This window comes from Rhodococcus sp. NPDC056506, assembly GCF_042794945.1.
Lineage (GTDB): Bacteria > Actinomycetota > Actinomycetes > Mycobacteriales > Mycobacteriaceae > Rhodococcus_F.
On sequence record NZ_JBHTSW010000043.1, the window covers coordinates 1 to 18449 of the forward strand.

Sequence of the window (18449 nt, forward strand, 5' to 3'; positions counted from 1 at the left end):
ACCCTTGGGGAGTGCGTCGATGAACTGGACGACCCTGGGAATCTTGTAGGCGGACAGACGTTCCCGAGCCCACGAGGTGACGGAATCGGCTTCGAGGTCGGAGCCTGGGCGCACGGCCACCACTGCCGCAACCTCCTCGCCGTAGTAGTCGTCAGGGATGCCGATCACCGCGGCTTCGATGATGTCGGGATGCTGGTAGAGCACCTCTTCGACCTCGCCCGGATAGACGTTGTATCCACCACGGATGATGAGGTCCTTGACGCGGTCGACGATGCGAAGGTCACCGTCGGTATCGGTCTCACCGAGGTCTCCGGTGCGGAACCATCCGTCGGCGGACAGAACGGCGGCAGTGTCGTCGGGACGCTTCCAGTATCCCTTCATGACCGTCGGTCCCTTGATGAACACCTCGCCCACTGTGCCTGCCTCGCAGACATTTCCGTCGTGATCACGGACCTCGACCTCGGTGCGCGGAACGGCGCGGCCGGTGTAACCGATCTTTGCAACGCGGTCGATACTGTTGAAAGTTCCGAACGCGCTCGTCTCGGTCAGGCCGTAGCCCTCGAGGATCGTGCAGTTGAAACGTGCTTCGAAGGCGCGTGCCACTTCACCGGGAAGTGATGCGCCGCCGGAGATCGCGATCCGCAGTTGTTCGAAGTCGGAGCTGTCCACGTCCGCGGCGGCGTGCAGCATGGCATTCCACATGGTGGGGACGCCGGCCATGATGGTGAGCTTGTCTCGACGCACCAGATCGAGCATGGCGGCGGGATCGAACCGGGCGAGCAGGGACAGTGATCCGCCGCCGGTGAAGGTTGCCATCATGACCGAACCCTGGCCGAAGATGTGGAAGAGTGGCAGTCCGGTTCCGGTGCGGTCCGCGGGGTTTCCGCGGCTGCTCTCGGCGCCGATCTCACCGGCGGACAACAAATTCCCGACCGTCAGCTGAGCACCCTTCGGGCGTCCGGTGGTGCCGGAGGTGTAGAGAATGGCCGTGGTGTCTGCTGCGTCGCGGTCGACCACGGTTGCCGGTGCATGGTCGGCCTTCGCCGATTCTTCGGTGAGCGTCCACACCGGGACGCCGCGCGCACTTCCTGCGTCCTGGACTGCGGGGCCGAGCTGATGCCAGGCGATGGCCAGGGAAATCTCCGCGTCGTCCAGAACGTACTCGACTTCGGGTTGCGCCGACATCGTGTTGATCGGTACCACGACACAACCTGCGGCCTGAATCCCCATGTACGCCACGATGAATTCCGGCACCGACGGCGCCGCAAGCAGAACCCGGTCGCCGACGCTCAACCCTTCGTCGCGAATGCGGCCGGCGAACGCCACAGACGCGTCGTGGAGCTGTCGGTAAGTCCAGTGATTGTCCGTGCCGCGAATCGCAATATTGTCCGGAGTGGCTTCCGCGTGACGGGTCACCGGGTCGAGAACGCTAACCATGGTTCTGCCTTTCGGGAGGAATCGACCGATTGTGTGTCCTGGGTCTCACCAGAGCGTACACTTGAATCCGGCGTCAACATCGAGTCTGGTGGGATTGTCCCGAAAATGTGGGGTTGTCCCGGAAATGATGCCGGCCCCGAACGATGACTCGGAAAGATGAGGAGCGCACTGTGCTCGACGACGAATCGCGAATTGCCGCCTTACCGGTGGCTCCGCCCGCGCTGCTCCGAGATCGCCCCACTACCGAGCGGGGAACTCGCACACGCGCAGCATTAGTGGCCGCTGCCCGTACGGTTTTCGAGCGCAGTGGCTATCTCGACGCCCGCCTCATCGATATCGCCAAAGAAGCCGGTTGTGCGACGGGATCGTTTTACACGTACTTCGCGAACAAGGAAGAGGTGTTCGCCGCCGTCCTCGAGGTCGCGCGAGACGACATGATGCACCCGGGCATGGGGCGAGTTGCCGGCGCAGACGATCCCTACGCCGTGCTCGAGGCGAGCAATCGGGCGTATCTGGCCGCGTATCAACGCAATGCAAAATTGATGGGTCTCATGGAGCAGGTTGCCCACATCGACCCGGAGTTCCGGAAGTTCCGCAGCGAGCGCGCCAATGCGTTCATTCGCCGTAACGCCCGCGGAATCGCCGATCTGCAGTCCCGCGGCATCGCGGACACGACGCTGGATCCGATGACGTCGTCAATTGCTCTGTCCGGCATGGTGAGTCGGCTCGCCTACAGTCTGTTCACTCTCCGTGAGGGTGAGGTGGACGGGCGTTCGCCGGAGTTCGATCAGATTGTCGCCACGGTGACCGACCTGTGGGCGAACGCACTCAAGTTCCCTGGCCGATCCTGACATGACAGGTCGTCCCGGCCGCATCGATGTTCGAGCGGCCGGGGCGTACCGGGTCTCGGTTCAGCTCTTTCGGTTCAGCTCTTTTCGACGACGCGGGCGACGGATTCTGCGACGACGACGGGCTTGTCGGAACCTTCGCGCTCGACCACCTGGCTCATCTTCACCTGGATTCCGCCGGGCAACTGCTCCGCGGACACGACGGTTGCGCGCATGCGGATCCGCGATCCCACCGGGACCGGGGCGGGGAAGCGCACCTTGTCGTAGCCGTAATTGAGGCTGTGGGCGAAGCCGTCGAAGTGGATGAGTTGGTAGGAGAACTGTGGGCCGAGCGAGAGACTGAAGAGTCCGTGCGCGATGGTGCTGCCGAGCGGGCTCGATGCGGCGCGTTCCGGGTCGACGTGGATCCACTGATGATCGTTCGTGGCTTCGGCGAACGCGTTGATGCGCTCCTGGGTGATGTCGTACCACTCCGTCGGGCCCAGCTCCTGGCCGATGAGCTTCTCGAGCTCGGCGAAGGTGGACGGGCGGACGGGCAATTGATTTTCAGTCATCGTTGATCCCTTTACTCGCAGTTCAGGAGGACGGAACGGGCCGTTCGGGTAGCCGTCGCGATTCGACGGTTGAAACTGACGCCGGATTCAACTATACATGAGGGGAGACGTGGATCACTGTCAGCGCGTAGGTATGACGCAAGCGAGAGGAATCGCTCATGAAGGTTGCCCAGAAGGTAGCAATTGTCACCGGTGGCGGCGGGGGAATCGGCGGTGCACTGGCCGAGCGACTGGCTGCCGAGGGTGCTCGCGTCGTAGTGGCTGACCTCGACGCGGCAGCTGCTTCGGCAGTAGCAGAGGCGATCAACGCGGAGCATCCCGGAGCAGCCGTGTCTGCTGGTGGCGACGTCTCCGACGAGACGGTCATTGCGGGCCTGATCGCGCAGGCGGAAAAGGAATTCGGCCCGGTCGACCTCTACTTTGCCAATGCCGGCGTCACCGGAGGCATGGGTCTCGACATCAGCGAGGACGTCTGGGACACGACGATCGACGTCAACGTCCGCGCCCACATTCGCGCTGCCAGGCTCCTTGTCCCAGGGTGGACCGAGCGCGGAGAGGGCTACTTCATCAGCACGGCCTCTGCAGCCGGCTTGCTCAGTCAGGTCGGATCCGCCGCGTACTCGGTGACCAAGCATGCTGCGGTCGCCTTTGCCGAGTGGCTCTCGATCACCTACGGAGATCAGGGCGTTCGTGTCAGTTGCCTGTGTCCGATGGGCGTCAATACCAAGCTTCTCTACGAGGGCGAGAACTCCGGAGATCCGGTCGGAAAGGCTGCAACCGGAGCTGTGCTGGCGGCAGGCAATGTTCTCGAGCCTGCTGAGTGCGCCGAAATCGTCCTGGCTGCAGTAGATGCCGAGGAATTCCTCATCCTTCCGCACAAGAACGTGCTGGACATGTACCGGCAGAAGGGCGCCGACTACGACCGTTGGCTGCGCGGGATGCGCCGGTACCAGGCTTCGCTGCTCGCGGGAACGCGATGACCGAGGAACTTGTCCTCTCCGAGCAGAGAGGAGCGGTGCTGATCCTGACATTCAATCGGCCCCGTGTCCTCAACGCGTGGACCAACGAACTCGAAGACCAGTACTACGGACTGTTGGCCGCAGCAGACGAAGATCCCGGTGTCCGAGCAATTGTCGTCACCGGCTCCGGCCGCGGATTCTGCTCGGGGGCCGACCTCGGCAATCTGAAGAACGTCGGCGAAGTCTCCGAAAGTGATCTGGTCCGACCGCGAGACCGCGATTTTCCGACCACCATCCGTAAGCCGCTGATCGCTGCCGTCAACGGCGTGGCTGCCGGCCTCGGTATGGTTGAAGCCCTGTACTGCGACGTTCGTTTCGGCTCGAGTGCAACACGATTCACCACCGCATTCGCGCGCCGGGGACTGATTGCGGAGTATGGCATCTCGTGGATGTTGCCCCGCTTGGTCGGTCACAGCCGCGCTGTCGATCTTCTGCTCTCCAGCCGGATGGTGGATGCTCACGAGGCGTACCGCATCGGATTGATCGACCACCTCGTCGCCAGTGGTGACGTCCTGGACGCAGCGGTTTCCTACGCCGAGGATATCGCGGCCAACTGCTCACCGACGTCACTCTCCGTCATCAAGTCTCAGATGAGTGTCGACGCGCACTCGACCTTCACCGATTCCGCCAGGCGTGCGGAATCACTGATGCTCAACGCATTTCACGGCCCGGACGTCGTCGAGGGCGTCAACAGCCATCTCGAACATCGAGCCCCCAATTTTCCTTCCCTCTCTGTCAGGAGTTCACATGTCAGTGTTTGAGTTCTCGGATCGCACCAAGAAGTACCAGGCCGAACTGCTCGATTTCATGGACAAGCACGTTTACCCGGCCGAAGCGGTCTACGAAGAGCAGATGCGTGAGTCCGGTAACCCGCACTTTCAGCCGCCGATCATCGACGACTTGAAGAAGGAAGCCAAGGCCCGCGGGCTGTGGAACCTCTTCCATCCCCATCCCGAATGGGGCCCCGGCCTGACGAACCTGGAATACGCACCGCTCGCAGAGATCATGGGCCGCAGCCACCTGGCCTCCGAAGCCACCAACTGCGCCGCTCCGGACACGGGAAACATGGAGGTGCTCACGCTCTTCGGCACCGACGAGCACAAGGAGAAGTACCTCAAGCCGCTTCTCGAAGGCGAAATCCGCTCCGCTTTCGCGATGACCGAGCCCGAGGTTGCCAGCTCCGACGCCACCAACATCCAGCTCCGCATGGACCGCGACGGCGACGAGTACGTACTGAACGGCCGTAAGTGGTTCGCTTCCAACGCCTTGCATCAGAACTGCAAGGTTCTGATCGTCATGGGCAAGACCGACTTCAATGCCGCCACCCACCGTCAGCAGTCGATGATGGTCGTGCCGATCGATGCTCCCGGCGTCACGATCCTGCGCAACCTGCCGGTTTTCGGCTACCAGGACCGCGAAGGACACGGCGAGATCACTTTCGAGGACGTGCGCGTCCCGGCCAAGGACATTCTCGCCGGTGAGGGTGAAGGATTCGCGATCAGCCAGGCCCGCCTCGGCCCCGGCCGCATCCACCACTGCATGCGTGCAATCGGAATGGCCGAGCGCGCACTGGAACTGATGTGCAAGCGCGCATCGACCCGCATCACCTTCGGAAAGCCCGTCAGTGACAACGCGAATATCCAGGACTGGATCGCCGAGGCTCGTATCGACATCGAGATGGTTCGACTCCTCACGCTCAAGGCCGCTCACATGATGGACACGGTGGGCAACAAGGAAGCGCGCACCGAGATTGCGGCCATCAAGGTCGCGGCGCCGAACATCGCGCTCAAGATCATCGACCGCGCAATCCAGGTTCACGGCGGCGGCGGTGTCACGGACGACTTCCCGCTCGCGATGGCTTACGCCCACATGCGCACCCTTCGCCTGGCTGACGGCCCGGACGAGGTGCACAAGCGCGCCATCGCCAAGCAGGAACTGCGCAAGTACCGCGAAGTCAAGGCGAACTGACATGGCAGGACTGGATCTCACCGGTAAGACGGCAATCGTCACAGGCGCATCGCGGGGCATCGGCCTCGCGACCGCGCAGGCGATTGCGGCGGCGGGCGGAAACGTCGTACTGACTTCGCGCTCACAGGAATCCGCAGATGCGGCTGCCGCACAGGTGAACGGCAACGCGATCGGCGTCGGCGCTCACGCGACGGACGAGGATGCTGCCCGCAAGTGCGTCGAGCAGACGATCGAGCGTTTCGGCAGCCTCGACATCTTGGTGAACAACGCGGGCACCAACCCGTCGTTCGGGCCGATCATCAACCAGGATCACTCGCGCTTCGCCAAGACCTTCGACGTCAACGTGTGGGCTCCAGTCCTGTGGACCGGCCTGGCAGCGCGGGCCTGGATGGGCGAGCACGGTGGTTCCGTGGTCAACACCGCCTCGATCGGCGGCATGGCGTTCGAGGCGGGAATCGGTACGTACAACGCGTCGAAGGCTGCTCTGATCCACATCACCAAGCAGTTGGCACTCGAGTTGTCGCCGAAGATTCGTGTCAACGCCGTTGCGCCGGGAGTGGTGAGAACCAAACTCGCCGAAGCTCTGTGGAAAGAACACGAAGAAGCGGTGTCCGCGTCGACTGCTCTCGGGCGCATCGGTGAACCCGAGGACGTGGCCGCTGCCATTGCCTTCCTGGTTTCGGATGCAGCCCAGTGGATCACCGGCGAGATCATGACCATCGACGGTGGACAGTTGTTGGGTGACGCACTCCCGTTCCGGCAAGGAGCGTCGGTAGGTGGCTAGCGTCGGAGTAGTGGGACTCGACACCGAAGCGGTCACGGGGTGGATCGCAGGCCTGGGGATCGACTTCAGCGGGCCGCTGTCCTTCGATCGAATCGGCTTGGGGCAGTCCAACCTCACGTACCTGGTTCGCGATCAGGACGGCAATCGCTGGGTTCTACGACGCCCACCGCTCGGCCACCTTCTGGCCTCGGCACACGACGTGGCGCGCGAAGCTCGAATCCTGAGCGCTCTCGAATCCACCGACGTACCTTCACCGCGAGTATTCGGGTTGACCGAGGATCCGGCAGTCACCGAAGTTCCCCTGCTACTCATGGAATTCGTGGACGGCGAAGTGGTCGACCGGATGCCTCTCGCGGAGGCGTTGTCGGAAGATCGTCGTCGGGCAATCGGCATCTCGCTGGCTCAGACGTTGGCGAAGATTCACGCCGTGGATCTGAAGCAGGCGGGCCTCGACGACTTGGCAAGCCACAAGCCCTACGCTGCACGGCAGCTGAAGCGTTGGGGTGGGCAGTGGGAACAGTCGAAGACGCGGGAATGCCCCGATCTGGACGATCTCACGCGACGTTTGATTTCAGCTCAGCCGGCTCATACCGAAACCACGTTGGTGCACGGCGACTTTCACTTGCGCAATGTGATCACCTCCGCTCAGAACGGCGAAGTTGTCGCGGCTCTCGACTGGGAACTCTGCACTCTCGGTGATCCATTGGCGGATGTCGGAAGCTTGTTGGCGTACTGGCCGGCAGCGGGGGAGAACACGGGCGGCGACTTCCCGGCGTCGGCACTCCCCGGATTCCCCTCGCGAGAGGAGATCTCCCGGATCTATCTCGAGGCCACCGGACGGGATCCAGCTGCGCTGAAGTTCTGGCACACCCTGGGACTGTGGAAGATTGCGGTGATCGCCGAAGGCGTGATGCGTCGTGCCCGCGACGAACCGCAGAATGCCGCCGAGAGCGGAACTCCCACCGTGGAACGTATTGACGCCTTGGTCGCCAAAGCCAGGGAAATTGCAGATCAGGCCGGGATCTGACGAGATCGTCCGGTGTCCGTCGAATCACGAAAGTATGGAGGGCCAGTGAGCCAGGAACGTAGAACCGCAATTGTCACGGGTGCAGCACGCGGAATCGGCGCGGCAGTGGCGAAGCGACTGTCGGAAGACGGCTTTGCCGTCGCCGTGCTCGACCTCGACGAAGAGGCGTGTGCCGGAACCGTCGACGCAATCAAGGCTGCAGGCGGCCAGGCGCTGGCCGTCGGCGCTGACGTCTCCGACGAGGCTTCGGTCGCCGCAGCGGTGGATCGTGTTGCAGCAGAACTGGGTGCACCCACCGTACTGATCAACAACGCCGGCATCACTCGCGACAACCTTCTGTTCAAGATGAGCGTTGCCGAGTGGGATTCGGTGATGAACGTCCACCTGCGCGGAGCGTTCCTCATGTCGCGTGCGGTGCAGAAGTACATGGTGGAAGCGAAGTTCGGCCGCATCGTGAACCTCTCGAGCACGTCGGCTCTCGGTAATCGTGGACAGGTCAACTACTCCGCTGCGAAGGCCGGAATGCAGGGCTTCACCAAGACATTGGCCTTCGAACTGGGCAAGTTCGGCGTCACCGCGAACGCCATTGCCCCCGGATTCATCGAAACCGAGATGACCGCCGCAACGGCCGAACGCATGGGAGTCGGCTTCGAGGACTTCAAGACCGCTGCCGCTTCGCAGATTCCGGTCAACCGCGTCGGACAGCCCGAGGACATCGCGCACACCGCGTCGTTCTTCGTCAGCGAAGGGGCAGGCTTTGTTTCCGGTCAGGTCGTCTACGTTGCCGGTGGACCCAAGGACTGACCGTCCGCTCACCGCTCGAACCGAAGGAATGGGCATGGCTTTCGACGAAGAGGCAGTATCGCGTGACCTCACCGACAAGGTGAACGCGCTTCTCGCGGAGAACGATCCGAGCAGTGTGTCGGTATCGGATTTTCTCGGCGCACGATTCGACGCCGGGCTGGCGTGGGTTCACTTCCCCGAAGGTCATGGGGGACTCGGTGTACCGCAGAGCTTTCAGCGTCAGGTGAACGCCCAGCTGGAGGCCGCCGGTGCACCCGGCCCGGCCACCGGCAAGAACGGGATCGGCCTGGGCATGGCGGCACCGACCATCGCTGCCTTCGGTACCGAGGAGCAGAAACAGAAGTTCCTGCGCCCGTTGTGGACTGCGGAGACGGTCTACTGCCAGCTGTTCAGTGAACCCGGCGCAGGTTCGGACCTTGCGGCCGTCGCTACCCGCGCTGTCCGCGACGGCGACGACTGGATAGTCAACGGACAGAAGGTATGGACGTCGGGTGCGCAGAACGCGCAGCTGGCGATTCTGGTGGCCAGGACTGATCCGTCGCGCTCCAAGCATGCGGGTCTGAGCTACTTCATCTGCGACATGACCGACCCGGGCGTCGACGTCCGTCCGCTGCGCCAGATCACCGGCGAGGCCGAATTCAACGAGGTATTCCTCACGGACGTCAGGATTCCGGACGCCAATCGCCTCGGAGCCGAAGGTCAGGGGTGGAAGGTTGCGACCACCACCCTGAACAACGAGCGTGTTGCCATCGGTTCGGGCGCACCGCGTGAGGGCGGCATGATCGGAAAGGTCGCGCAGGCCTGGCGCGGCGAGCCCGAACTGCGTAACCCGGCGATGCACGACGAGTTGATGCGGCTCTGGACCGAATCGGAGGTCGCGCGCCTGACCGGTGAGCGACTTCGCCAGCAGCTCGCTGCCGGACAGCCCGGCCCCGAAGGCTCGGGAATGAAGCTCGCGTTTGCCGGTTTGGCCCAGCAGATTTCGGGTTTCGACCTCGAGTTGCACGGCGAAGCCGGTCTGCGTTACGACGACTGGACGCTGCGTCGACCGGATTCCGTCGACTTCACCGGGCGTGAACCCGGATACCGATACCTACGAGCCAAGGGCAATTCGATCGAGGGCGGAACGTCGGAGATCCTGCGCAACGTCATCGCAGAACGCGTACTCGGGTTGCCGCCCGAGCATCGCGTCGACAAGGACATCGCCTGGAAGGACCTACCCCGATGAGCGCCGATCTGCTGTACTCCGAGACCGAACAAGATCTGCGTGCCAGCGTCAGACGACTGCTGAGCGAGCGGGCTGGCGCCGACACCGTGGTCACGGCCTACGACGACGTGTCCGCCGACTTCACCGGACTGTGGAAGTCACTGGCGTCCGAACTCGGTTTGGCGGGACTGCTGGTACCCGAGGAGTTGGGCGGGGCAGGTGCGTCCACGCGTGAGGCGGCAGTCGTGATGGAGGAGATCGGGCGTGCGGTCGCCCCCGTTCCGTTCTTCACCAGCGCTGTGCTGGCGACGACGGCGTTGTTGAAAGCCGGCGAGACCGAGGTGCTCGGTCAATTGGCCGCGGGGGATTCGACAGCTGCTCTGGTCGTCCCATTGTCCACTGCACCAGGAACTTTCACCCCCACTGTCAAGGCAACGGCGGATGGACTCGTCGGCAGCGTCACGACGGTCGCCGGCGTCGCCGAGTCCGATGTTCTTGTGGTTCCGGTTGCCGGTGACAGCGGTGTGGAACTGCACACCGTTCGGATCGCCGACGCCACCGTCACGCCGGTTCTGTCCCTGGACATGACGCGCCGATTGGCGGACGTCGAGTTCGCGGGGGCGCCGTCGGTGCGGGCCGACAGCGGCAATGCGGCTCAGGCGATTGAGGAAGCATTGCTCTGCGGAAGCGCACTTCTGGCGTCCGAACAGTTCGCCGTGGCTCAGTGGTGCCTCGAAACAACGCTCGCGTATGTGAAGGAGCGCAAGCAGTTCGGCCGGGCGATCGGTTCGTACCAGGCGATCAAGCACCGCCTCGCCGATCTCTGGCTCGAAGTCAGCTCTTCGGGAGCGGCAGCACGATATGCGGCGGACACCTATGCACGCGGCGACGAAGATGCGGCGATCGCAGCGACGGTGGCCCAGGCATTCTGCAGCGGCGTCGCGGTTCATGCTGCCGAGGAATGCGTCCAACTCCACGGTGGAATCGGGATGACGTGGGAGTATCCGGCGCACCTGTACCTCAAACGGGCGAAGAGCGATCAGTTGTCGCTGGGAACCGCGTATCAGCATCGGGCGCGTCTCGCCGAGTTGGTCGACCTCCCGATCTCGTCCTGAAACTCACCCACTATCTGTCTGGAGAATTGCTGTGAAGGCTTGGCGCGTCAACGAACTCGGTCAACCCCGCGATGTGCTCGCGTTGGAGGAGACCGCGGATCCCACTCCGAATGCGACGGAGATGTTGGTCAAGGTGCTGGCGGCTCCGGCCAACTTCCCCGACGTCCTCATGTGCCGGGGTGAGTACCAGATCAAGCCGCCGCTGCCCTTCACCCCCGGCGTCGAACTGTGCGGTGAAGTGGTCTCGGTCGGTGAATCGGTGACCAAGTTCGCAGTGGGTGACCGTGTGATCGGTAACCCGAGTCTGCCGTCCGGCGGATTCGCCGAGTACTCGGTACTGGATCAGAACAACACGTTCCCGGCGCCGTCGGCTCTCGACGACGCGGAAGCCTCCGCGCTGAGTATCGGCTATCAGACAGCGTGGTTCGCTCTGCATCGCCGTACTCAACTGCTCGAGGGCGAAACCTTGTTGGTGCACGCCGCAGCGGGTGGTGTGGGTAGTGCCGCAGTGCAACTCGGCAAGGCGGCAGGCGCCAAGGTGATCGGTGTTGTCGGCGGCCCGGACAAGGCGGAGTACGCACGCAAGCTAGGTGCTGACCTCGTCGTCGACCGTCACAGCGAGGACTTCGTGGCAGCGGTCAAGGAGTTCACCGGCGGAAAGGGCGCCGACGTGGTCTTCGATCCGGTCGGCGGCGATGCCTACGCGAAGTCCACCAAGTGCATCGCCTTCGAGGGACGGATCGTCATCATCGGCTTCGCCGGTGGCACGATCCCGCAGCCGGCACTCAATCATGCTCTCATCAAGAACTATTCGATCATCGGTCTGCACTGGGGGCTGTACAAGGCCTACAACCAGCAGGCCATCGACGATTGCCACGTCGAGCTCACCAGGCTCGCCGACGCCGGCTTGGTCAAACCACTGATCAGCGAGCGGTTGTCGTTGACGGACGTTGCCGACGGTATCGGTCGCCTCGGCGACGGCACCACTGTTGGTCGCGTCGTGTTCCAGCCCTGACTCTTTGCTGTGCGCCTTTATTAACCTCCCGCGGTTAATAAAGGCGCACAGCACTTCGTGTTCGACGAAAGGTTTCCCCGATGAGGCAAGCTGTCATCGTTTCCACCGCCCGTACCCCGATCGGTAAGGCTTACCGCGGCGCGTTCAACAACACTCAGGCTCAAGCGCTTGCTGCACATGCCATTTCGAATGCAGTGCAGCGCGCTGGCCTCGAGGGTGGCGAGGTCGAGGACGTCATCCTCGGCGCCGCGTTGCAGCAGGGATCCTCCGGCGGCAACGTCGCGCGGCAAGCTGTACTGCGGGCCGGGCTTCCGGACTCTGTTTCCGGAATGACGATCGACCGTCAGTGCTCATCCGGGCTCATGGCGATCGCAACCGCAGCCAAGCAGATCGTGGACGACGGAATGCAGATCGCGGTCGGCGGGGGCGTCGAATCGATCTCGTTGGTCCAGAACGATCACATGAACAACTTCCGCGCGGCCGATCCGTGGCTGAAGGAAAACAAGCCGTCGATCTACATGCCGATGCTGCACACTGCCGAGATCGTCGCTGAACGCTACGGCGTCACCCGCGAGCAGCAGGACGAGTTCGCGCTCGTCTCGCAGCAGCGGACCGCAGCAGCTCAGGAAGCCGGCCGCTTCGATCTCGAGATCGTGCCACTGACCTCGATCAAGCAGGTGCAGAACAAGGAAACCGGTGAGATCGGCACCGAGTCGGTCACGCTGACTCGCGACGAAGGTAACCGCGCGTCCACCACGTTGGAGGGCCTCGCGAGCCTGCGCCCGGTGCTGGCCGACGGGACCGTCAGTGCTCATTCCTCCATCACTGCGGGCAACTCGTCTCAGCTGTCAGATGGCGCGTCCGCATCGGTGCTGATGGAGGCCGGTGAGGCAGAACATCGCGGCCTGGCTCCTCTCGGCATCTACCGCGGCATGGCTGTCGCGGGTTGCGCTCCGGACGAGATGGGAATTGGCCCGGTATTCGCGATTCCGCGTCTGCTCGACCTCCACGGGCTGAAGGTCGACGACATCGATCTCTGGGAACTGAACGAGGCGTTTGCTTCTCAAGCTCTGTACTGCCGCGACAAGCTCGGCATCGATCCCGAGAAGTACAACGTCGACGGCGGCGGTATCTCCGTGGGCCATCCGTACGGAATGACAGGTGCTCGTCTCGTCGGCCACGCACTCCTGGAAGGCAAACGGCGCGGAGCCAAGCTCGTGGTCGTGACCATGTGCATCGGCGGCGGCATGGGTGCTGCCGGGCTTTTCGAGGTCGCATGAGCTTGATCGAAGGACTGTTCGACGTCAGTGGGAAGACTGTCGTGGTCACCGGTGGATCACGCGGTATCGGATACATGATCGCTCGCGGATTTGTCGAAGGCGGAGCGACGGTAGTCATTTCGTCCCGTAAGGCGCAAGCATGTGACGACGCCGCGCGGGAGCTTTCCGAGTTCGGCACCTGCATCTCGCACCCGGCCGATCTGTCCACCGACGAGGGGATCGAGAGCCTCGCTGCGAAGGTCGCGGAGATTTCGCCGACGCTCGACGTACTGGTCAACAACGCCGGTGCCACGTGGGGCGCTCCCGTCGACGATTTTCCGGCTGCCGGCTTCGACAAGATCTTCGACATCAACGTCAAGGCGATCTTCCTCTTGACTCAGAAGCTGTTGCCACAGTTGCGTTCTGCGGCCACTGCGGAAGATCCCGCGCGTGTGATCAATATCGGATCGATCGACGGGCTCGTGGTTTCGGGTTCGGAGAACTTCTCGTACGGAGCCAGCAAGGCTGCGGTGCACATGTTGACGCGCAAGTTGGCGGCAACGCTTGCGGGGGAGCAGATCACGGTCAACGCGATTGCGCCGGGTCCGTTCCCGTCGAAGATGATGGCCTTCCTTCTCGAAGACGAGAAGAGCGCAAAGGCTGTGGCGGACTCGGTCCCGTTGGGCCGGGTCGGAACTCCTCAGGATGCCGCAGGTCTTGCTATCTTCCTGTCTTCGCGTGCCGGGGCTTATGTGACCGGGACGGTGATCCCACTCGACGGCGGCGCGAGCGGAACGCGCTGACCCACTGACTGATCTCCGCTGTCCGAAAAGGCCTGAAAGTCTGAACTGCTATGACTTTCAGGCCTTTTCGCGTTTTGTCCGATTGGTTTATCTGTGACTGCAGTTGCTAGATTGTCCGAGGTTCGGGGGGAACGACGACGACAACACCAACAATCCCGGCCTTGGGGGAGTCATGTTTCGCGCGGCGAGATCGTCGGGGGTGTTCGGGGTGGTCGCTGCGCTTGCAGTTGCTGCCGTCACGGCGGTGGCATCGCCGGCCGCTGCGGTGCCGGGATGCGTCGGCGTGAGTGGTGTCGGTAGTACCGGAGGGCCGGCCAATGCGGCGCCGTGGCTCAACGGGAACACCGGAGGGTTGCCCGGCCTGTCCGGGCGTACTGCAGCGATCGAAAAGGTCACCGGGACATACAGTCCCAACAAGACGGTCGATCGCTTCAATGTCCTGGGCACCGACCTCGGCATCATGTGGGACAACGGTGCCGGTCAGATTCTGACCGCTTTCGGTGACACCACCGGGCTCAGCCGCAACCCCGCCTGTGACGGTTTGGTGGGCGAGTGGCGAAGCAATGTGCTTTTCCGCAGTTCGGACCGGGTACTGGCTGACGGGATGCGCATCGACAGTGCGCCGATGGACGGCACCGGTCAGGCTCGCGAGATAATCTCCGGTCTGAAGATTCCGGGCGTCGAGGCTTCCAGTATCCCCACCAGCGGCATCGCCGTGAACGGTGTGCAGTATCTGAGCTACATGTCGGTGCGAAACTGGGGCGAAGCCGGGCAGTGGAGCACCAATTACTCACAGATGGCCACGTCGTCCGACAACGGCGAAACCTGGACCACGCGTCCGGAAACGCTGCGCCCCAACATCGGTGGTGTTCTTCCCGCCGGTGTCGGTCCTGTTGCCGGTAGTGAGAACTTTCAGATGAGCTCGATGGTGAAGGACGGCGGGTTCGTCTACAACTACGGAACGCCCGCGGGACGATCCGGTGAGGTTCGGCTTTCTCGCGTCTCCGAGGGGGCGATACTCGATCTTTCCGCCTACGAGTACTGGAACGGAAGCGGCTGGGTCCGCGCCGATCCCGCTGCGGCCGTACCCGTCATGGACGGCCGCATCGGTGAGGTCTCCGTTCAGTACAACGAGTTTCTCGGCAAGTTCGTCGCGATGTACGCCGACGCGTTCAGTTCGATCGTGATGCGAACCGCTCCCAGTCCGGTCGGTCCGTGGACGGCACCGGAAACATTGGTCAATCTGGTCGAGGTTCCCGGTATCTACGCCGCATACATCCACCCGTGGTCCAGCGGCTCGGATCTGTACTTCCTTGCCACCACGTGGGCCGACTACAACGTCATGTTGATGCGTACGACGCTAGTACGCTGATCTAGCGTTTGCGCCGACTCACATTTGCGCCGTCTCACGATTTCGTCGGCTGGAGGTACACGATCTCCTCGGTGATTGGCGCGTCGTCGTCGGCGTCGGCGTCGGTGGGCGGTTCTTGTCGGCGGCGCCACCAGATGGTGAACAGCACGGCTCCGATCACCAAGGCGGCCAGAGCGAGTACTGCCAGCCAGAATTTCGGGCCGTAGTATCCGACAAGGACCATGCGCATGGCGTTGCGCGCCCACGTCAGTGGCATCAGAGCGTGCAGCCACTGCAGGACCGTCGGCATCTGTTCGATGGGGTATACCGCGCCGAAGGCGAAGATCTGAATCATCAGGGCGCCCAGTGCGATGAAGGTTCCGTTGACGGCTCCGAACACAACGGTGAAGAGCCTGCCGGAGCTGACTGCGGCGGCGCCCACCAGGATCATCACTGCGATCATCGCCAGGACACTCGGTGGTTCGACGTTTGCCACGGTCAATGACACCACCGACAACACGAGTGCCGCGACCAAGGTGACGAGGGCGGGAATGCGGTAGCGGCGCAGCCCCTCACGCACCACGCTCGTATGCGAGTTCAGCGAACGTCCGCGTCGGGGGCGGACGACGAACCAGGTGAGAATTCCGCACAGGAACAATGCCACCGAAATCACGGCTGGGACCGCTCCCGGTCCGAATCCGGCTGCGGGATAGTTGTTTCGCGCGTCGACGGCAACGGGAGAAGAGAGCAGATTGGCCGTGGTGGCGCGCTCGTCGTCCGTGAATTGCGGTACCTGGGCGGCACCGTCGGACAAACCGGTGGCCAGTTCCGCGCTACCCGCGTCGAGCTCGCCGACGCCGGCCGCGAGCTGACCGAGACCGTCGCGGAGCGCAATACTTCCGGTGTCCAGCTGGCCGAGGCCTGTGGAGAGTTCCTGCGCGCCGGTAGCGAGTTGGCCTGCGCCGTCGGACAGTTGGCCCAGGCCGGTGTTGAGTTCACCTGCGCCTGCCGCCGCTGCGAGCAGGCCACCGCGGTAGTCACTGCTCGGATCAGTGAGTTGCCGCGAGATTTCCCGCGCACCGTCGCGAAGCTGACCGAGCTGGCCGATCACGTCGTCGTCCGACGGTTGCGCGGTCAGGGAGGCTCGCAGTCCGCCGAGCGCTTCGACGAGTCCGGCGGAGACCGGATCGGTCGAGTTCCGAAGCATCGACGTGAGGGCGTCGATCTGACCGACGACGGCGTCGGAGGACCCGGCAAGATCGAGTACCGGGGTGGTGACCATGTCGACCACTTCGCTGATCTGACGAGCTCCTGCGCCGAGTTCGTCTGTTCCCCCGACCAACTGGTTCAGGCCGGCGCTCAGCTCGCCCGAGCCTGCAGCAGCTTCGTTCGCTCCAGCAGCCAGCTCGCCGGCTCCGGCGGCCAACTCCTTGCCGCCCTGATTTGCTTCACCCATACCGGTGGCGAGTTCCTTGCTTCCGGCGTACAGCTCGTTGGTTCCGGCAAGCGCTTCGGAGGACCCGTCGGAAAGCTGTTGCGCGCCTGCGGCGGCTTCGCCGAATCCTGTTCCGAGTTCACCCAACCCGACCAGCACCTGGTCGATGGACTGCTCACCGATCGACTCGGAGACCGCCGAGCGCACCTGAGCGATGATGCTTTCACCGACCGGGCCGGCGACCAGACTGTTGTAGTCGTTGTACAAGACGTCGAGCTCGGCCTTGCGGCCCGAACCCGATGCGGCACTGGCCACATCCGCGCTGAAAGTCTTCGGAATGACCACGGAGAAGTAGTAGGTGCCGTCGTTGACGCCGTCGGCGGCTTCCTGCTCGGAGACGACCTTCCAAGCAACGTCACCGCTCTTGACGAGCGCGGCAACAACCTCGTCTCCGGCTTGGAGACTGGTGCCGTCGAGTTCTGTGCCCGCATCCGCGTTGACGATGGCGACGGGCAAGCGGTTGACCGTGTCGCCCGGATCCCACAGTGCCCACATGTAGAACGCCGCAATCGACAGTGGTGCGATCACGAGGACAGCGAGAACTGTCCGGATGATGTGTGTGCGTCGCGTCGTGGTCGGGTTGTCGACTACGGGTTGTGGCACCATGTGGAGCTCTCTTCTCGTGGACCGAAGCAGTTGTGGCACGAAAGAAAGCCACCAAAACTGCTGGACATACGTCCAGCTCGGTCACGATACAAAGCAAACGGCCATCCTGTGACCGTTTTCGAAGAATTGGGCGTTACCGGCCGCCGTGCTCTTCCTCGATCTTTGCCCACTCCCACCCGCGGAAGTTGGCCAGACGAAGCTCCTCTGCTTCGTCGAAGGTGTACCACTCGGTGCTCGGCGCATCAGGAAGAGTGCCGCGCAGGTATTCGCCCAGGTAGTGAAGCGGGCCTTCCCATCCGGTTCCGACGCCGTAGCAGCCGGTGTCCGGGTCGTTGCGGAACACATCGGCGACGGAGGCGTGCTCCAACTCGAGCCAGGTGGCGTCGGGTCCGTCTGCCGTCAATCGGATCTCGACCTGATCGCTGTATCCGCGATCGCCGGGCGGAGTCCATTGCAGTCGCAGTAGGTGCGGAGCGTCGCAGGCCAGGATCTGGCCACTCGCCTGGCCTTCGAAAGCGTAAGAGCCGCCCACCTGGAAGTCTCCGCTCACCGGGAGGAAGAAGCGGTTGATGCGGTCAGGGGTTGTGATGGCGTCCCAGACGTCGTCGACCGACGCGTTGTATCGGCGCTTGAGTACGGCTGTTCGAGCCGAACCTTCGGCTATCTCGCGGTTGCCCATGCTCCGCTCTACCGCGGTGAGGCTGGTGTCCTGGCTCGCGATCTCGGTCATTATGAGTCCCCTTCTTCGGAAGAATTCGATTGTGAAGATTTGCTCCGTCCGGAACCGCGTCGTTTCCCGCGTGCGAGTTCTGTGGCCAATGCGTCGAGAGGTCCGCTCCAGTACTGCCGGAATCCGTCGAGCCAGTGGTCCACTTCTTGCAGTGGCGCGGGCTCGACGGCATAGAGACGCCTGGTGCCTTCGCTGCGTACGGTGGCGAAGCCGTTTTCACGGAGCACTCGCAAGTGTCCGGACGCGGTCGGTTGGGAGATCCCGAACTCCGCTGCCACGGCTTCTGCGATCTGACCCGCCGAGCGTTCTCCGTTGGACAGGAGTTCCAGGATTCGCCGCCGAACGGGGTCTCCGAGAACGTCGAACGCATGCATCAGTCATTTATATCGGTAATGGCCAATATAGGCAAGCGCCGAACTTACTTTGG

The 18449-nt window shown here is 63.2% G+C and carries 18 protein-coding genes; 13 read left to right on the top strand and 5 right to left on the bottom strand.

Annotated elements, in window-relative coordinates; genetic code table 11:
• Positions 1-1437 (bottom strand): AMP-binding protein (locus ACFQ6H_RS24825; RefSeq protein WP_378649190.1); only part of this gene is annotated, 1437 nt, incomplete at its 3' end.
• Between the two features lie 143 nt (positions 1438-1580).
• Between ACFQ6H_RS24825 and ACFQ6H_RS24830 the strand changes: the two genes are divergently transcribed.
• Entirely contained in the window at positions 1581-2288 is a 708-nt protein-coding gene (locus tag ACFQ6H_RS24830; RefSeq protein ID WP_378649192.1) for a TetR/AcrR family transcriptional regulator, read from the top strand.
• 74 nt (positions 2289-2362) lie between these two features.
• Here ACFQ6H_RS24830 and ACFQ6H_RS24835 read toward each other — a convergent pair whose 3' ends face one another.
• Complete coding sequence (locus ACFQ6H_RS24835) at positions 2363-2839, bottom strand: MaoC family dehydratase (RefSeq protein WP_378649194.1); 477 nt, start codon at positions 2837-2839, stop codon at positions 2363-2365.
• Between the two features lie 158 nt (positions 2840-2997).
• On the opposite strand from ACFQ6H_RS24835, the gene ACFQ6H_RS24840 reads away from it, so the two are divergent.
• The 12 genes from ACFQ6H_RS24840 (at position 2998) to ACFQ6H_RS24895 (ending at position 15212) form a co-directional block, all read left to right on the top strand.
• Positions 2998-3819, top strand: coding sequence for an SDR family oxidoreductase (locus tag ACFQ6H_RS24840; protein WP_378649196.1), 822 nt, complete (start codon positions 2998-3000; stop codon positions 3817-3819).
• On the top strand, positions 3816-4619 hold the full coding sequence (locus ACFQ6H_RS24845) for an enoyl-CoA hydratase-related protein (RefSeq protein WP_378649198.1): 804 nt from the start codon (positions 3816-3818) through the stop codon (positions 4617-4619). The genes ACFQ6H_RS24840 and ACFQ6H_RS24845 overlap by 4 nt, the downstream gene beginning before the upstream one ends.
• Positions 4606-5826, top strand: a complete 1221-nt coding sequence (locus tag ACFQ6H_RS24850; protein ID WP_019745701.1) for an acyl-CoA dehydrogenase family protein — start codon at positions 4606-4608, stop codon at positions 5824-5826. Before ACFQ6H_RS24845 ends, ACFQ6H_RS24850 begins: the two co-directional genes overlap by 14 nt.
• A 1-nt stretch (position 5827) precedes the next feature.
• Complete coding sequence (locus ACFQ6H_RS24855; protein ID WP_007730827.1) at positions 5828-6610, top strand: SDR family oxidoreductase; 783 nt, start codon at positions 5828-5830, stop codon at positions 6608-6610.
• Positions 6603-7637: a phosphotransferase family protein gene (locus ACFQ6H_RS24860; protein ID WP_378541992.1), complete on the top strand. Its 1035-nt coding sequence runs from the start codon at positions 6603-6605 to the stop codon at positions 7635-7637. The genes ACFQ6H_RS24855 and ACFQ6H_RS24860 overlap by 8 nt, the downstream gene beginning before the upstream one ends.
• Before the next feature lie 45 nt (positions 7638-7682).
• The gene (gene fabG / locus ACFQ6H_RS24865) at positions 7683-8441 is read left to right on the top strand and encodes a 3-oxoacyl-ACP reductase FabG (RefSeq protein ID WP_378530880.1); all 759 of its coding nucleotides are present in this window, start codon (positions 7683-7685) and stop codon (positions 8439-8441) included.
• A 34-nt stretch (positions 8442-8475) separates the two neighbouring features.
• Positions 8476-9669, top strand: coding sequence for an acyl-CoA dehydrogenase family protein (locus tag ACFQ6H_RS24870; protein WP_378530882.1), 1194 nt, complete (start codon positions 8476-8478; stop codon positions 9667-9669).
• Positions 9666-10763: an acyl-CoA dehydrogenase family protein gene (locus ACFQ6H_RS24875; RefSeq protein WP_378649200.1), complete on the top strand. Its 1098-nt coding sequence runs from the start codon at positions 9666-9668 to the stop codon at positions 10761-10763. Before ACFQ6H_RS24870 ends, ACFQ6H_RS24875 begins: the two co-directional genes overlap by 4 nt.
• A 31-nt stretch (positions 10764-10794) precedes the next feature.
• A complete protein-coding gene (locus ACFQ6H_RS24880; protein WP_003943088.1) occupies positions 10795-11778 on the top strand; it encodes an NADPH:quinone oxidoreductase family protein in 984 nt (327 codons plus the stop codon).
• An 80-nt stretch (positions 11779-11858) separates the two neighbouring features.
• Positions 11859-13058 (top strand): acetyl-CoA C-acyltransferase, encoded by a 1200-nt coding sequence (locus tag ACFQ6H_RS24885; RefSeq protein WP_378649202.1) that lies wholly within the window; start codon positions 11859-11861, stop codon positions 13056-13058.
• Positions 13055-13840, top strand: coding sequence for a RhlG family 3-oxoacyl-ACP reductase (locus ACFQ6H_RS24890; RefSeq protein WP_378649204.1), 786 nt, complete (start codon positions 13055-13057; stop codon positions 13838-13840). Before ACFQ6H_RS24885 ends, ACFQ6H_RS24890 begins: the two co-directional genes overlap by 4 nt.
• Before the next feature lie 172 nt (positions 13841-14012).
• Entirely contained in the window at positions 14013-15212 is a 1200-nt protein-coding gene (locus ACFQ6H_RS24895; RefSeq protein ID WP_378649206.1) for a DUF4185 domain-containing protein, read from the top strand.
• 34 nt (positions 15213-15246) lie between these two features.
• On the opposite strand, the gene ACFQ6H_RS24900 is transcribed toward ACFQ6H_RS24895, so the two are convergent.
• The 3 genes from ACFQ6H_RS24900 to ACFQ6H_RS24910 form a co-directional block, all read right to left on the bottom strand.
• Positions 15247-17292, bottom strand: a complete 2046-nt coding sequence (locus tag ACFQ6H_RS24900; RefSeq protein WP_378649208.1) for a YhgE/Pip family protein — start codon at positions 17290-17292, stop codon at positions 15247-15249.
• 133 nt (positions 17293-17425) lie between these two features.
• Entirely contained in the window at positions 17426-18022 is a 597-nt protein-coding gene (locus tag ACFQ6H_RS24905) for an SRPBCC domain-containing protein (RefSeq protein WP_378649210.1), read from the bottom strand.
• On the bottom strand, positions 18022-18396 hold the full coding sequence (locus tag ACFQ6H_RS24910) for an ArsR/SmtB family transcription factor (protein ID WP_378649233.1): 375 nt from the start codon (positions 18394-18396) through the stop codon (positions 18022-18024). The genes ACFQ6H_RS24905 and ACFQ6H_RS24910 overlap by 1 nt, the downstream gene beginning before the upstream one ends.
• Positions 18397-18449: the final 53 nt, after the last annotated feature.